We start from the raw sequence: 14,450 nt of genomic DNA, 5'->3' as shown, positions 1-14,450 counted from the left end.
TTTTTATTTAAAGTGCTGTGATTTCCGTCAAAGGAAATTCTGGATGGTTTTGGGATATAACCACATCAGATTCTGCAGGATCAGTGGGAACTTTTGAAGAAATAAACGCTACAACAACATCTCTACTTCCTTCGTGCAGAACGAGTGCTGGTCTGAGCTTTGAAGCCGAGAGATCGGTAAATGGAAATGGAACGAGAACCACTTTTCCTTTCATCTGTATCTGACCTTCACATCTTTTATCGAATAAATATCCGGCTCATCATCGAGAAAGTCCTTTAAGCTAACTTCTGACAGCTTCATCATGGCTGTAATTTCCTTCTCTTCAAGTAACTCATCAAGCTTTCTGGACATTTCGGTCAAGATTCTCTTTATGTCTGCCAGTTCGGTTTGTATGTCCATTATGTTCAGTGCATTTTCCCATTTAAATACTCTGCACGGAATCCTCTGCACCTTGCAGATCTGAGAAGGGAATTAAAAATAAAGATTTAACAGCTCTTCAGCCTACTGCATGTAGAAATCCTTGTACTGCTCCCTCAGAGTCCTCTTGCTGGCCTTTCCAACGCTCGTCTTTGGTATCTCGTCCACGAACAGGATCTCGTCCGGAAGCTGCCACTTGGCGAACCTCTGCCTGAGGTGGTCGAGAAGCTCCTCCTTCGTGACCTTGCCCCTAAACTCCTCTTTCACCACAACGAAGGCTAATGGCCTCTCCTCCCACTTGGGGTGCGGGATTCCAACGACGCAGGCTTCGAGCACCGCCGGGTGAGCGACAAGGTAGTTCTCGAGGTCCACGCTGCTTATCCACTCTCCACCGCTCTTGATTAGGTCCTTGAATCTGTCCACGATCTTTATGTACCCGTGCTCGTCTATCGTCGCCGCATCCCCGCTCTTCCACCACCTCAGGAACCCGTCCTCTACGAACGAGTCTATGGTTCTCGGATCGTTGTAGTAACTCCCTGTGACCCAGTGGCCGCGGATGTAGAGCTCTCCTATGCTCTTCCCGTCCCACGGAAGCGGGTTCCCGTTCTCGTCCGCGAGCATGACTTCTACTCCAAACACCGGGATTCCCTGCTTTCTCCTCATCTCCCACTTCTCCTCCTCGCTGAGGTTTTCGAGCCCCGGCTTCAGGAAGTTGTAGCAGACGAGAGGAGTTGTTTCAGTCGCGCCGTAGGCGTGGATGACCTCAATGCCAAACTCGAGCAGACCCTTCATCATCGCAAGTGGTGGCTCAGTCGCTCCACTCCACGCCCTCACATTGAGCTTTGGCTTCCTGTCGAGGCTCTGCAGGTAGTTGAGCATTGGAAGGAATATGGCCGGTGCTCCTGCTGTAACAGTGACCCCCTCGCTCTCCATCAGCTCAACGACCGGGCCGAGGTTGTCCACCCCGTATCTCCCCGGAAACACCAGCTTCGCCCCGCCTATGGTTGCTGGGTAGAACAGCCCCCACCCGTTGGCGTGGAACATTGGGACGAGCTGCATGTACACGTCCTCGGGCTTTATCCCTATGGCGTGAAGCTCTGCAAGGGAGTGGAGAACCAGAGCCCTCTGAGAGTAGTAAACTCCCTTGGGGTTGCCAGTGGTTCCGGATGTGTAGCATGCTGTGCCGGCAGAGCGCTCATCGACAACCGGGAACTCGTAGTCTGGATCGCCCTCGTTCACGAGATCCTCGTAGCTGTAGACGTTCTCAAGCTTCGTCTCTGGCAGATCTCCGTCGGCCATGATTATGTACTTCTCCGCCTTTATGTGCGGGGCTATCGCCTCGGCAAGCGGGAGAAGGGTCTCGTCCACGAATATCGCCTTTGCCTTGCTGTGGTTGGCCACGTACACTATCTCATTCGGGTGCAGTCGCAGGTTCATCTCCAGAAGCACTGCCCCCATCCCCGGGATGGCGAAGAAGAGCTCGTAGAACCTGTGGGTGTTCCAGCTCAGAACTCCCACCCTGTCTGCGGGATTTATGCCTATCCTCTCAAGCGAGCTCGCAAGCCTCCTTACTCTCTCATAAGCCTCCCGGTAGTTGTACCTGAGCAGCTCACCGCTGTGTAGCCTCGACACGATCTCCCTGTCCGGGAAGTATGTCGCAGCCCTCTTCAGGATGTTTATCAGGTTCAGCTGGTAGTCATCCATCGTTGTTGCGGTAAATCCCTTAACGTACCTCATCACACCACCTCCATTTTTAATTATTAATTGAGAAAAAATGCAACGATAAATACCTTACCATCACAGCCTCCCCGAGATTGCGCGTGAGATCACGAGCCTCTGAATCTCACTCGTCCCCTCGTAAATCGTCCCAACCCTCGCATCTCTGTAGTAGCGCTCAACATCGTACTCCTTGCTGAACCCGTATCCTCCAAAGATTTGAACAGCCTCGTAAGTAACCCTGATGGCGGTCTCAGTCGCAAACAGCTTTGCAGCTGAGCTCAAGGCAGGATCTGGATTGCCCTTGTCTACAAGCCACGCAGCCTTGAAGATGAGGAGCTTTGCAGCCTCAATGTCCTTGTACATGTCCGCCAGCTTGAAGGCTATTGCCTGATGCTCGATCAGTGGCTTCCCAAAGGCCTTCCTTTCCTTCGCGTACTCTAAAGCTCTCTCGTATGCGCCTATGGCCATGCCAAGGTGAAGGGCACCAATCTTGATCCTGCTCTCGTTGAAGAAGGCCATGACCTGATAAAAGCCGTTGTTCTCCTTGCCGACAAGGTTCTCCTCGGGCACCCTGACGTTGCTCAGCGAGACCTCGCACGTGTCGTGGCAGTTCAGCCCCATCTTGTCAATCTTCTTCGCCGAATAACCCTCTCTGTCCTGCTCCACTATGAAGGCAGAAATCCCCCTGTGGGGTGGGCTCGTCTGGGCAGTCTTGGCGAGAACGATCGTGTAGAGCCCAACGCTCCCGTTGGTTATGAACTGCTTGGTGCCGTTTATCACCCACTCGTTACCATCCTTCACAGCTCTTGCCCTCATAGCTGCGACATCAGTTCCGCAGTCCGGCTCGGTTATGGCTATGGCTGAGGGGCCATCACCCTTCGGCACCCTCGCCATGTACTGCTCCTTCTGCTCCTCCGTGCCGAAGTGCAGGAGCATGGGGACGCCGAGGACTGCGAGGTCTATGGCGGAGCCTATGCTGCTGTCTGCCCTTGTGAACTCCATGCTTATTATCGCCTCGGCCACGCAGTCCATTCCCGCACCGTTGTACTCCTCGGGAATGCTCGCACCTATGTACCCGAGCTTGGCCGCTTTTTTGTAGATGTCCATCGGGTACTCCTTCTTCTCGTCGTAGTCTCTGCCATATGGCATTATCTCCTTCTCAGCAAACTCTCTGACGGCTTCCTGAAGCATCCTGTGCTCCTCGCTGAGCTCAAAGTTCACGGCTACCACCTCAGTACTTTCTGAAGACTATCGCATCACCCTGAGCCATTCCAGCGCAGAGCGTCACAACTCCATACTCGCTGTTCCTTCTCAGCATCTCGTGCATCAATGTTACGACAAGCCTCGCTCCGGTCGCACCAATCGGATGGCCGAGAGCCACGGCACCTCCGTTGACGTTCACTTTGTCGAGATCGAGGTTCATCAGATACTTGGCCGAGATGAGCGTGACGGCAGCGAAGGCCTCGTTGATCTCCCACAAATCGATGTCGTCCTTGCTCACTCCCGCCTTCTTCAAAGCAATTTCTGCAGCATACGCCGGGACGGTTGCGATGTACTTGGGGTCCCTTGAAGCCTGTCCGTGAGCGAGAACTTCAAGCTTGGGCTCGAGTCCGAGCTCCTTGGCCTTCTCCTCGCTCATAACCACGACAGCAGCAGCACCATCGCTGGTGTTGGGGGCGTTAGCTGCTGTTATCTTTCCGTTAGGCCTGAAAACTGGCTTTAGGCTCTTTATCTTCTCGAGGCTCGTGTCCCTCCTCGGATTCTCGTCTGTGTCAACCACCCTCTCGCCCTTCTTCTCCTTAACCGTAACAGGAACGATCTCCTCGGCGAACTTGCCCTCGTCTATTGCCTTTATCGCCTTGACGTGGCTGTAGTAGCTCCACTCGTCCATCTCATCCCTCGTGACGCCAAACTCGTCCGCCACATCCTCCGTGTTCTCGGCCATGTGCTGGTTGTATATCGGATCCCAGAGGCCATCGTGAACCATCAGGTCCACAAGCTGGTCGTTGAACATCCTGTAGCCCCATCTCGCCTTGAGTAGAGCGTAAGGGGCGTTGCTCATGCTCTCCATTCCGCCTGCGACGATGATATCGGCCTCACCCATCTGGATCATGAGGTGTGCGAGCGCTACAGCTTTAAGGCCGGAGGTGCAGACCTTGTTTATCTGGTAAGCGGGAACAGTGTCTGGCAGGCCCGCCTTGAGTGCCGCGTGCCTTGCCGTGTTCTGTCCGCATCCTGCCGTGACCACGTGCCCCATTATAACTTCATCAACATCTTCGGGCTTTATTCCGGCCCTGTTGATCGCCTCCTTTATCACGATGCTTCCAAGCTCGACCGCAGAAACGTCTTTTAGGCCACCACCAAACCTTCCTATCGGGGTCCTAACTCCGCTGACGATAACGGTTTTCGTCATGACAATCACCTGAAAATTAACGCATTCGGTAACTTAATAACCTTTTCTGTTTTCGGGCAGAATTTTTCATTACGGATCTCCATTTGACAGAAAAAATCATGAGGTTTTTATACTCGAAAATCAAAGACTCCTGCATGCTCGAAGGAATGCTTGTTGTCGAACTGGCCTACTACTACCCCGGCCCGTACTGCTGCAGAATTCTCAGGGATCTTGGGGCAGACGTTGTTAAGGTTGAGCCGCCTGCAGGAGACCCCATGAGGTACAGGCCCGAGATTTTCGCAGCCCTCAACAGAGGGAAGAGAATCGTGAAGCTGAACCTGAAGGAGGATGGAGACAGGGAGGAGTTCTACAGGCTTGCGGAGAAGGCTGACGTGATCGTCGAGGGCTTCAGGCCGGGAGTGGCCAGAAGGCTCGGAGTGGACTACGAGAGAATCTCGAAGATCAATGAGGGCATAATCTACTGCTCCATAACCGGGTTCGGGCAGAACTCGAGGTTCACGAGACCTGTTCACGACATAAACGTGCTCGCAATGGCCGGTGTGTGTGAGGTTGCCGGAATGGCTGGTGGAGAACCCTCAGACCCGAACGTTCAGCTTTCAGATTTCTCGTCTGCTGTTTTTGCAGCTATAACCATTCTGTCAGCTTACGTCAGAAAGCTCAGGACCGGGAAGGGCGCGTACATAGACCTGAGTATGTTCGACTCTGCTCTCGCGTCCATGCCCCTCCACACGTCAGCTATCCTGAACTCCGGAGAATACATGCGGGACTTCAGCGAGAACCCGGGATACAGGATTTACCGGGCGAAGGACTGCTACGTTTCTCTCGGAATACTGGACGAGCCCCAGTTCTGGGACGAGATGTGCAGAGCTCTCGGATTGGACTTCACTGGCATGAGCTTCGAGGAAAGGCTGAAAAGGAGCGGCGAGATTGAAGCTGCGATAGCAGCGAAGCTTGCTGAGATGGACAGGGAGGACATAGAGAGGGCGTTTGGCGAGAGGATACCATACGGAATAGTCGAGAGTCTCGGAGATGTGGCAGAAAAATCGTGGATGCTCGAGGAGTTCGAGTTTGAAGGGAAGAGGTTCAGGGGGCTCAGATTTCCCGCGAGGATGAGGTAAACATTTATCATCTCCAAGCCGAAGTGCAGATCGTGGAGGTCTACGTTCTGAGGCTCGGACACAGGCCGGAGAGGGACAAGCGAATCTCAACCCACGTTGCCCTGACCGCGAGGGCGTTCGGGGCGAGAGGAATCTACTTCGACGTTCTTGACGAGAAGGTCTTTGAGAGCGTCAGGGACGTCGTGGAGAGGTGGGGTGGAGATTTCTTCATCGAGCACGTGAAGTCGTGGAAGAGGCTTGTGAAGGAGTTCGACGGCGTGGTCGTCCACCTGACGATGTACGGCATTCCGCTGCTGGAGAGGGTTGGTGATATAAAAAGTGCCGAGAGGGTTCTCGTCATCGTAGGTGCCGAGAAGGTCCCGCCTGAGGTGTACGAGCTTTCCGACTACAACATCTCCATAGGCAACCAGCCCCACAGCGAGGTGGCTGCTCTCGCGGTTTTCCTCGACAGGGTGCTTGAGGGCAGGGTGTTCAGCCTCGAGTTCGAAAACGCCAAGGTGAGGGTGATCCCGTCCGAGAGGGGCAAGCGTGTCACCGATACAGGTTATTCCGATTTTGGGAAAAATCGAAATTAACGCGGTCGATGGACTGAAAGGAGAATGATCCTACTTTTCTGGCCCGGAATCAAAAACTATTTATTTTTTACCGCTGGTAGAGAGTAGGGATGAACGAAATGGGTTACCTCGTTCAGGGTACATCCCTTGTCGCCCTCTCCCTTATCAGTCTGGGTTATGTTCTCTCTGAGGATGCCAAGAGCGTCCTCAACTCGAGCGTCTTTCAGGCTCACGTCCTCTCAATTGCTCTCGTCCTCTCCCTCGTGTTCACGTGGGTTTCGGGCTTTTACTACTTTGTGACGCTCTCAGCCACCGGTAAAACGCTCATGGAGGTATCCTCAGTCCTGTTCTGGATGTTCATGGTCGCGTCCAACCTTCTGATCCTGAAGACCCTCGTTCTCAACGGGGGAGTGAAGTTCGGAGTGTCCAAGAACTACTTCGACGTGATCCTCTACTTCGGCGTTCTCTGGCTCTTCTCCTACCATCTCCCCTACATCTCGTACCACGTCCTTGCCCTCCTCTCCACGCTTGCCTGCGTGCTCGGAATATACTTTGCCTACCTTCTCGGCAAGTACTACAGGTACAGGGAGTTCTTCATAGTCCCGCTCGAGATCTCCAACTTCTATCTCTCCATAGTCCTGACGTCCTTTGCTCTCGGAGCGCTGTTCTTCGCGAGGGTCTACAGCTACAAGTCCTACCTCCTCTTTGCGATCCTGATCTACCTGATACTGATCTACGGCATCACCACCCTCGCAAGGGAGATGAAGATGCTCGTCTCCAAGCTTTAGATTTTCAAGTTACCCTGACTCCGTGTTAAGTTTCGTGAAATTTTTTAAAGAGCGGGACACTCCTGTCACAGATGCCCTCCATCATGATCGCCGGAACAACGAGCAGCGCCGGAAAGTCGGTTGTTGTGGCTGCGCTGTGCAGGATACTCTCGAAAATGGGTTATGAAGTAGCTCCTTTCAAGGCCCAGAACATGAGCCTGAACTCCTACATCACCCGGGACGGTCATGAAATTGCCTATGCTCAGGCGTTTCAGGCCCTCGCTGCCGGAAAGGAGCCGGATGTGAGGATGAACCCCGTGCTTCTGAAGCCGAAGGGCAACCTCAGGTCTCAGCTGGTGGTGATGGGGAGACCGGTGAAGGATGTCAGCACCCTTGAGTACTACCGGGAAGTTCCCGGGCTGCTGAGGGTTGTTGAGGAAGCATACAGAACCCTTGAGGAGGAGAACGACTTCGTGGTGATAGAGGGTGCCGGAGGAATGGCCGAGATAAACCTATATGACAGAGATATGGCCAACATAGGGATCGCGAGGATAGCAAGGCCGGACGTGTACATCGTGACGGACATAGACCGCGGAGGAAGCTTCGCCTCGTTGTACGGCACCTACTCTCTGCTACCGGAAGACGTCAGGAGCCTCGTCTCTGGCTTCATAGTGAACAGGTTCAGGGGTTACGAGCCCCTGCTATACCCGGGCTTCGAGAAGCTTGAGAAGCTCACGGGTGTCAGGGTTGTGGGGGTCATACCCTACTTCGAGGGTGATCTCCCGTCTGAGGACTCGCTGAGCATCGAGGACTGGGAGAGGGGTGGGGAGGTGGGCGTTATAAGGCTCCCGAGGATCTCGAACTTCACCGACTTCGAGCCGATCAGAGGGCTTGTCGAGTTCGTTGACCTGAAGGGCAGCGTCGATGACTACGAGCTGCTCATACTCCCCGGAACGAAGGAGACGGTCAGGGATCTCGCCGAGCTGAAGAGGTGGGGAATGGACGAGAAGATCAGGAGGTTCGCGAGGGACAGGCCGGTTGTGGGCATATGCGGCGGGTTCCAGATGCTTGGAAAGGCAATAGTGGATCACGGGGTTGAAGCGGGAAACGTCAGGGTGAAAGGCATCGGCCTCATCGATGCCGATACTGAGTTCAGGAGGTACGAGAAGGTGACCAGACAGGTGACCAAGCGCGTCACGGAAGAGGTGTCTGTGATCGAGCGCCTGAGAGGTGAGGAAGTTTCGGGTTACGAGATACACATGGGCCTCACGAGGGCGAGGTGGCCGGTGTTCGAGGATGATGGCGGGAAAAGCGAGGACGGGCTGGTTTGGGGCACGTACCTTCACGGTCTCCTCTTCAACGAAAACGTTGCGAGGGAGTTTTACAGGTACGTGGGCAGGAGGTTTGAGGGGCTCGATGATCTGGTGGATAGGTTCGCGAGGGTTGTGGAGGAGAAGCTTGACGTGGAGCACATCATAGACCGAGCTCTCTCTTCACGATCTCTATGACCTCGTCCACATGTCTCTCGCACTCCTCGCTGAGCTCCATGCTCAGCTCAACCCTCCTCGGCCTCACACCCACGATCACTATCTCCTCCGGCAGCCTGTAAACCCCTCTCGCCATCGCAATGACGTCCTTGAAGTGCAGGTCGTGCATGCTGAGCATAACATCAGAGGGAAAGTCCTCAACGTTTGGATTGAACCTGAAGACCCCAACTCCCTCCTGACCGATGTCCATTGCATCGACTATGATGGCCTTGTCCTCTCCATCCATCGCCTCGAGCAGGAAAGCGGAGTTGGTCATCGCGTCTACGATCTTGATCCCCCTGAACTCGTCCATCTCTTTCATTTTCTCAATTACGTGAATGCCAAAACCGTCATCCCCGAGAATCAGGTTGCCGACGCCAATGACAACTACCATAGAGGAACAAAAAATAGGAATTATTCAACGATTACGGTGTCCTCTCCCTCGTCCCATCCGGTGATCATCGACTTGAGCACGCCCCTATTGACCGGCTGGAGCGCGAGGTATCCGTGTGGTATCATGACCAGAACGAAGTAGATGAACGCTATGAAGTGCAGCAGCCTGATCGTGCCCATGTCGAGGTAGTTCAGAAGGAACGCCAGCGGGTGTCCGGCCGGGTAGTACATTGCAAATCCTGTGAAGGCTATGACCAGAACGAAGAACAGGTCGCCCCAGATCATGAACTTGAGCACCGGGTGCCACTTGGTGATGTACTCACCCCTGCTCTTGCTGTAGACGTGGTAAGCCGGGTACTTGTCTGTCAGGCCCATGAAGTTGAGGGCGATTATTATCCACCTCTTTATGTCCTTGGGCGTCGGGATCGACAGGAGAACCTCCCTCGGATGGAGGATCCAATTGAGCACCTCCATGACCAGTGCTGCGAGCAGTATCCAGCCGAGGAGCACGTGGAATGGAACTGTGAACGAGTCCATGAATCCGAGCCCGGTGAATATCTGTAGGCCCGTGATTATCAGCAATATCATGGCAAAGGTGTGACTCCAGTGCGAGGCCCTTGTCACCGCATCGTACCTGTAGATCTTTCCCATCCTCACCACCTCAAAAAATTGATGGAGCAGGCGTCGAGGGTTATGCTCGTCTTCTTGCCCTCCTTTGTGAACACGTGCACCGTGCATGCGAGGCAGAGGTCGAAGCTGTGGATGACCCTCACAACCTCCCACGGGTTGCTCGGGTCGCTGACGGGTGTGCCGATCAGTGCGCTCTCGAGCGGACCGTGCTGACCCTTACTATCCTTCGGCGAGACGTTCCATGTCGTGGGGACGACGGCCTGATACCTCTTTATCTTGCCCCTCTCGGCTACAACCCAGTGGCCGAGGGCACCACGTGGGGCCTCTCTAAGGCCAACCCCCTCTCCGGTAACGTCCTTCGGGAACTCTATCGCGGTCTTCTTTCCTGCGTAGTCCTTGAGCTGGAGCAGGAGGTTCTCGAGGTAGTCTATCATTATGAGCTCCTCCTGTATCCTCGCGATCATTCTGCTCAGAGCGGTTGAGGCAGTTGGACTTCCACAGAACGTCTTCCTCAGACCAAGCGGGTCTCCGAGCTCCTTGCTCTTCTTGAAGTACATCGCGACAAGCCTTGGGAGCGGGCCAACCTCAGCGGGCCACCCGTCGTACCTCGGCGCCTTGCCCCATGTGTAGGCGTTGGGCTTGCCGTAGTAGGGCTCCGGTGGGAGGTCTGTTCCAACGTAGCCCGTCTGGGTCTCGTCCTTGTACCATGCGTACGTGGTGTCCTCGGAGATCCTCCTGTAGTCGAACCTCTCGAGCTCCCTTCCGTTGAAGAACCCCGGCGGGAAGTAGAGCTCGCCCGTGTCTGGGTCGGGGAGGAACCCGTAGGCGAGCATCTTGGAGTCTTCCCAGACTCCCTGCTCGTTGAGCCCCATGTCGTGGGCGACCGCAATCATCGCGACCATGTCGAAGAGTGCGTTGCCCATTCCCTCCTTTGGCTCGAACTCCTTCCTCTTTCCTGCCTTTATCTCTTCGAGCTGCCTGAGCACCTCGTCGAGAACGTACTCCGCGTTAGTTGCTGAGGGCTGGCCTATGCCGACACCAACGGCCCACTTCTTGACGTCTGAGATTATTCCAACGAGCTGGGCGATTATCTTCTCGTCAATCTCGAGCGTCATTCCTCCCGGAGCGGGAGTCATCATGTGGGGCACCTTTCCACCGATGAGCGCCATGGCCTTGTGGAGCTCCCTCTGGGCCCAGACAGCCTCCCTGACACCCTTGCCGAGAATCGGGTTGAGCCTCGTCAGCCCTGTGCCGTGCGGAGAGTCGCTGAAGTCCGGGCCGGCGAGAACGTAAACCCAGACCGGGTGGTCGTACACGTACTGCAGGGCAGCGACCAGATTTCTGAAGGCTATTGCTGCGGGCGGAAGGCCAACGTTCCACTCGTCGGCAATTCCTGCCGCGTTCTCAATGGCCATGAGGCTTGCGAGCCTGTGGTCGTTGTGACAGACTCCGCAGATCCTCTGGGTTATTATCGGGGCATCCCTTATGTCCCTGCCAACGAGAAGCCTCTCAAAACCCCTGAACATCAGGGCAAGGGCCTTCGCATCGGTAATAACGCCACCATCGACGTTAATCTTCACACCGTGGTGACCCTCGAGCCTTGTAACTGGATCAATCGTGATTTCCACTCAAACCACCTCCTCACTCCTTCTTCTCAATCTCATCATCCTTAATCTCCGGGTGCTTCGTGCCTCTCCTTATCGCGTGGGCAGCAACTCCGAGAACGGCCGCACCGACAGCAATCTCTCCGAGAGTCGTCGGGTTGAGGCCGAGCATTATCTCTGTGCTCTCCTTCGCCTCGTAGAACGGAGACATCTTGTCCGGGAACCCGGGATCCATGCAGCCTATGCACGGCGCTCCGGCGTTCATGCACACGTTCACGCCACCGTTCCACCTCGTCTCAGCGCAGGCAGCGTACGTGAACGGAGCCTTGCACCCGACCTTGTAAAGGCACGTCTCGTACTTCGAGTCAGTCTCCTCCAGCGAGTACGCGAACTGTCCCTTTCCGTAGTAGCCTCTCCTCGGGCAGTGGTCGTGGATGATTCTTGAGAACATCGCCTTGGGCCTGTAGTACTCGTCAACCTCCGGAACCACGCCAAGCAGTATGCTCGCAAGCGTGATCATCAGCCAGTCCGGATGGCCAGGACAGCCCGGCAGGAGGATCAGCTTAGCCGACGGCATGCCGTGCATCTTGACGAAGTCGTAGAGGCCCACTGCTCCGGTAACGCTGCCGTTGTCGTATGCTGAACCAACTCCGTCCTTTCCGGCTGGAATTCCGCCGTAAGTGGAGCAGCTTCCGAACCCAACCACCGCAACCTTTGTTTTGGCCATGAGCTCCTTGACCCACTCCTCGAAAACCACCGGCTTGCCGTTCCTCTCACCGAGAAGGCATGCCTCCTTCAGTCCAACGGGTATTGCTCCCTCAACCACAAGCACATCAGGCTCGATTTCCTCCAGAATCTCGATCGCCTGCTCTCCGAATGGCTGCATTATTGTCTGGTGGAACGCTATGTTGACCTTCAGCTCCTCTATTGCATCGTAGAGCTCTGGATCACTTGCCTGAAGGAGCGAAACGGTGCACGCTGAGCAGCTCTGGCCCTGAAGCCAGACGAGTTTCACCCCGTTCATCTTTGCCTGCTCGAAAGCGCTGACGATCTCTGCCTTGTTGGCAGCGATAAAAGCGCTTACACCTGTAAGTGCTGCAGCCTTCAAAAAGTCTCTTCTGCTAACCCCGCTCACAATTATCGCCTTCTACGTTTGTCTGGGCAATTAACGATCACCTTTATTAAAAGATTTTTCATAATTTTTTGTGTATAATTTTCTATGCAATTTTAAAAATGTATGAAATTAAATATATGTTACTTACTACCTTAAAAGCTCAAGAATGTGCTGTATCGCGTCGCACAGCTCGTGGCCCTTGTCGGTGAGGTGGATGAGCCTCGTTCTTCCGGCGCTCGAGGTCTCGACTATCCCCATCTGCTCGAGCTTTTTCACCACAAGCCAGACGTAGCTGTGGGGGCTGTTAATCTTCCCGGCAATGTACTGGATGTACACTTCCTCGCCGCTTCTCTCGCCTTCGTAAATCGTCATCAGAATCTGCACGACTCTTTCCTTGAAAATAAGCTTCCCCCGTTCTACTGCATCATTTGCCAGCATCTGTCATCACCGCTCACGGTAACCTTCAACAATCGCTATTATTTTTTTTGCGATTTTATTTACATCTAATGTCATCTGATGCCCTCTGACCCCGACGCCCACCACCACGACATCCGGGAACTCCTCACCGTACACTGCTTTTCCCACCTTGAGCGACTCGAGAAGCCCGAGTGAGTGGGAGAACCTCTGGGCTTTGGCAGCTGGCTCAGACACAATCACAACCTCACCCATCTCGAGCCCGATTACCGTGTCGATGACAACAGCCCTGTCGAAGGGGAGGAGGATGTCAACGACCTCGAGACCCGTGGTGTTGGACAGGACGAGCTCCCAGCCCGTCACCTCTGCAACCCTTTCTGCCACGGCTATTCCCACAGAGTCCCTCTCGCTCAGGGGGTTTCCCACACCGAGAACAGCCGTTCTGCTCATCTCTTCCGCACGATCTCGAATTCCACCATCGTCTTTCCGTCAAGCGAGTGGGTTGAGCAGGCCATGCACGGGTCGAAGGTTCTTATCAGGTTCTCAGCATAGCTCATTGCCTCTGCATTCGCCCCCCTCCCCTTAAGTCCTTCGTTCAGAAGCGCGTTCATCGCTGGGATGTTGAACTGCGTCGGGGTGATTATCCTCGCCTTGACCACATTCCCTGAGCCATCGGTTCTGTAGTGGTGTATCAGCGTGCCCCTCGGAGCCTCAACTATGCCGATACCCTCCCTCGTTATTCGGTAGTCTTTGTTGACTAACGGTCCGGTAAAGTCGGTGTTCTCTGCAATGTCCACCATCGCCTCGGCGCAGTAAACAACCTCGAGTGCTCTGAGCAGGTAGTTCCTCACGGGGCTGATTACCTGCGGTTTTATTATCTCGGACAGTCCTCTGTAGAGCTCGGAGCTCAGATCGTACCTCTCGAAGCCCGCATGAAACCTCGCGGCAACCCCGGTGATCACTTCAAAATCCTGCCCGCCAGCGTTCACAACTGCGTTTTTGGCATAGGAGTGCTCCTCAACCCTCTCCCTGACGAAGGCGTCGTAGTCCCTCTCCGAGAAGGAGAGCACCTCCTCACCATCCCCGTTCATGACCTTCTGAACACCGTCGTAGAACTCTGCACCTTTTCCGGAGGTGGCGAGGTAGTGGAGCGATTTAACGTCAAACTCCTGCACCTCCCCTATCAGGGAGTGCACGAGGTCGAACAGCTCCATGCCGAGCTGAACGAGCTCCTTGGAGTACTTCCTTATCAGCTCAACCTCCTTTCTCTCCGGCCTCTTGCTCCACCCTCCCGGGACAGCAGAGACCGGATGGAGGAACCTGCCAGCGAGCATCTCGATTGTCTTGACAGCGTAGCTCCTCTTCTTCAGCAAATTCTTCGCAACATCCACCCCGATTCTGTTGAAGGAGGAGAAAACGTCCCTCTCCCCAACAAGGTCCGGAAGGGCGAGAATAAGCAGGCTTGCCGCGTGATCCTCTATGACGTTCGCATAGAGGACGAGCCTCCTTATTTTCTCCGCATCCTCTGGAGGGGTAACTCCAAAGACGCTGTCGAGCGCCTTCAGGGCGGCGGTGAAGTGTACTGCTCTACATATTCCGCATATCGTCGAGACGACCCTCGGAACCTCCTCAGCAGGGAGCCCGAGAACGAGCTTCTCGTAACCCCTCAGCTCGGTCGTCTGGAAGAAGACTCTCTCCACCCTGTCCCTCTCGTCGGCGAATATCGTAACCCTCGCGTGCCCCTCAATCCTCGAAACCGGGTTGATCTCGATTCTCCTCAT

16 protein-coding genes are annotated in these 14,450 nt (G+C 54.8%); 4 read left to right on the top strand and 12 right to left on the bottom strand.

Annotation, left to right across the window (positions count from 1 at the left end; translation table 11 throughout):
* Window positions 1–7 precede the first annotated feature (7 nt).
* The 5 genes from GAH_RS10910 to GAH_RS10130 are packed head-to-tail and all read right to left on the bottom strand — an operon-like array spanning window position 8 to window position 4,549.
* On the bottom strand, window positions 8–214 hold the full coding sequence (locus tag GAH_RS10910) for a type II toxin-antitoxin system PemK/MazF family toxin (RefSeq protein WP_084632394.1): 207 nt from the start codon (window positions 212–214) through the stop codon (window positions 8–10).
* Window positions 211–450 (bottom strand): hypothetical protein, encoded by a 240-nt coding sequence (locus GAH_RS10145; RefSeq protein WP_245604027.1) that lies wholly within the window; start codon window positions 448–450, stop codon window positions 211–213. The genes GAH_RS10910 and GAH_RS10145 overlap by 4 nt, the downstream gene beginning before the upstream one ends.
* 51 nt (window positions 451–501) lie before the next feature.
* Entirely contained in the window at window positions 502–2,154 is a 1,653-nt protein-coding gene (locus GAH_RS10140; RefSeq protein WP_048096555.1) for a long-chain fatty acid--CoA ligase, read from the bottom strand.
* Window positions 2,155–2,214: 60 nt separating this feature from the next.
* Entirely contained in the window at window positions 2,215–3,357 is a 1,143-nt protein-coding gene (locus GAH_RS10135; protein WP_048096902.1) for an acyl-CoA dehydrogenase family protein, read from the bottom strand.
* Between the two features lie 10 nt (window positions 3,358–3,367).
* Window positions 3,368–4,549 carry a thiolase family protein gene (locus tag GAH_RS10130; RefSeq protein ID WP_048096901.1) on the bottom strand — a complete coding sequence of 394 codons (1,182 nt, stop codon included), beginning with the start codon at window positions 4,547–4,549 and terminating at the stop codon, window positions 3,368–3,370.
* 134 nt (window positions 4,550–4,683) lie between these two features.
* Here GAH_RS10130 and GAH_RS10125 point away from each other — a divergent pair, with 134 nt between their 5' ends.
* From GAH_RS10125 to cobQ, 4 genes are all read left to right on the top strand, one after another.
* Window positions 4,684–5,667 carry a CaiB/BaiF CoA transferase family protein gene (locus tag GAH_RS10125; protein ID WP_048096553.1) on the top strand — a complete coding sequence of 328 codons (984 nt, stop codon included), beginning with the start codon at window positions 4,684–4,686 and terminating at the stop codon, window positions 5,665–5,667.
* Window positions 5,668–5,699: 32 nt separating this feature from the next.
* Window positions 5,700–6,242, top strand: coding sequence for a tRNA (cytidine(56)-2'-O)-methyltransferase (locus GAH_RS10120; RefSeq protein ID WP_048096900.1), 543 nt, complete (start codon window positions 5,700–5,702; stop codon window positions 6,240–6,242).
* Window positions 6,243–6,331: 89 nt separating this feature from the next.
* The gene (locus GAH_RS10115; RefSeq protein ID WP_048096551.1) at window positions 6,332–7,009 is read left to right on the top strand and encodes a hypothetical protein; all 678 of its coding nucleotides are present in this window, start codon (window positions 6,332–6,334) and stop codon (window positions 7,007–7,009) included.
* A gap of 71 nt (window positions 7,010–7,080) precedes the next feature.
* Window positions 7,081–8,496 (top strand): cobyric acid synthase CobQ, encoded by a 1,416-nt coding sequence (gene cobQ / locus GAH_RS10110; RefSeq protein ID WP_048096549.1) that lies wholly within the window; start codon window positions 7,081–7,083, stop codon window positions 8,494–8,496.
* On the opposite strand, the gene GAH_RS10105 is transcribed toward cobQ, so the two are convergent.
* The 7 genes from GAH_RS10105 to GAH_RS10075 all read right to left on the bottom strand — a co-directional run bounded on the left by GAH_RS10105 (window position 8,462) and on the right by GAH_RS10075 (window position 14,450).
* A complete protein-coding gene (locus GAH_RS10105; protein ID WP_048096547.1) occupies window positions 8,462–8,908 on the bottom strand; it encodes a hydrogenase maturation protease in 447 nt (148 codons plus the stop codon). The genes cobQ and GAH_RS10105 overlap by 35 nt on opposite strands.
* Before the next feature lie 20 nt (window positions 8,909–8,928).
* Window positions 8,929–9,558, bottom strand: coding sequence for a cytochrome b/b6 domain-containing protein (locus GAH_RS10100; RefSeq protein WP_245604118.1), 630 nt, complete (start codon window positions 9,556–9,558; stop codon window positions 8,929–8,931).
* A 2-nt stretch (window positions 9,559–9,560) separates the two neighbouring features.
* Window positions 9,561–11,165, bottom strand: a complete 1,605-nt coding sequence (locus tag GAH_RS10095) for a nickel-dependent hydrogenase large subunit (RefSeq protein WP_048096544.1) — start codon at window positions 11,163–11,165, stop codon at window positions 9,561–9,563.
* 13 nt (window positions 11,166–11,178) lie between these two features.
* On the bottom strand, window positions 11,179–12,276 hold the full coding sequence (locus GAH_RS10090) for a hydrogenase small subunit (RefSeq protein WP_052747853.1): 1,098 nt from the start codon (window positions 12,274–12,276) through the stop codon (window positions 11,179–11,181).
* A 126-nt stretch (window positions 12,277–12,402) separates the two neighbouring features.
* The gene (locus tag GAH_RS10085) at window positions 12,403–12,693 is read right to left on the bottom strand and encodes a helix-turn-helix domain-containing protein (protein WP_048096542.1); all 291 of its coding nucleotides are present in this window, start codon (window positions 12,691–12,693) and stop codon (window positions 12,403–12,405) included.
* Window positions 12,694–12,699: 6 nt separating this feature from the next.
* A complete protein-coding gene (locus GAH_RS10080) occupies window positions 12,700–13,119 on the bottom strand; it encodes a hydrogenase maturation protease (protein ID WP_048096541.1) in 420 nt (139 codons plus the stop codon).
* Entirely contained in the window at window positions 13,116–14,450 is a 1,335-nt protein-coding gene (locus GAH_RS10075) for a Ni/Fe hydrogenase subunit alpha (RefSeq protein WP_048096538.1), read from the bottom strand. Before GAH_RS10075 ends, GAH_RS10080 begins: the two co-directional genes overlap by 4 nt.

It is taken from the genome of Geoglobus ahangari (assembly GCF_001006045.1).
GTDB classification, from domain to species: domain Archaea; phylum Halobacteriota; class Archaeoglobi; order Archaeoglobales; family Archaeoglobaceae; genus Geoglobus; species Geoglobus ahangari.
This window is presented reverse-complemented; position numbering and strand designations above follow the sequence as displayed.

Coding starts and splice junctions, on each gene's coding strand:
- GAH_RS10075 (WP_048096538.1), bottom strand. CDS start 14,450: ATGAGGAGAATCGAGATCAACCCGGTTTCGAGGATTGAGGGGCACGCG.
- GAH_RS10910 (WP_084632394.1), bottom strand. CDS start 214: ATGAAAGGAAAAGTGGTTCTCGTTCCATTTCCATTTACCGATCTCTCG.
- GAH_RS10125 (WP_048096553.1), top strand. CDS start 4,684: ATGCTCGAAGGAATGCTTGTTGTCGAACTGGCCTACTACTACCCCGGC.
- GAH_RS10100 (WP_245604118.1), bottom strand. CDS start 9,558: ATGGGAAAGATCTACAGGTACGATGCGGTGACAAGGGCCTCGCACTGG.
- GAH_RS10115 (WP_048096551.1), top strand. CDS start 6,332: ATGAACGAAATGGGTTACCTCGTTCAGGGTACATCCCTTGTCGCCCTC.
- GAH_RS10130 (WP_048096901.1), bottom strand. CDS start 4,549: ATGACGAAAACCGTTATCGTCAGCGGAGTTAGGACCCCGATAGGAAGG.
- GAH_RS10085 (WP_048096542.1), bottom strand. CDS start 12,693: ATGCTGGCAAATGATGCAGTAGAACGGGGGAAGCTTATTTTCAAGGAA.
- GAH_RS10140 (WP_048096555.1), bottom strand. CDS start 2,154: ATGAGGTACGTTAAGGGATTTACCGCAACAACGATGGATGACTACCAG.
- GAH_RS10080 (WP_048096541.1), bottom strand. CDS start 13,119: ATGAGCAGAACGGCTGTTCTCGGTGTGGGAAACCCCCTGAGCGAGAGG.
- cobQ (WP_048096549.1), top strand. CDS start 7,081: ATGCCCTCCATCATGATCGCCGGAACAACGAGCAGCGCCGGAAAGTCG.
- GAH_RS10105 (WP_048096547.1), bottom strand. CDS start 8,908: ATGGTAGTTGTCATTGGCGTCGGCAACCTGATTCTCGGGGATGACGGT.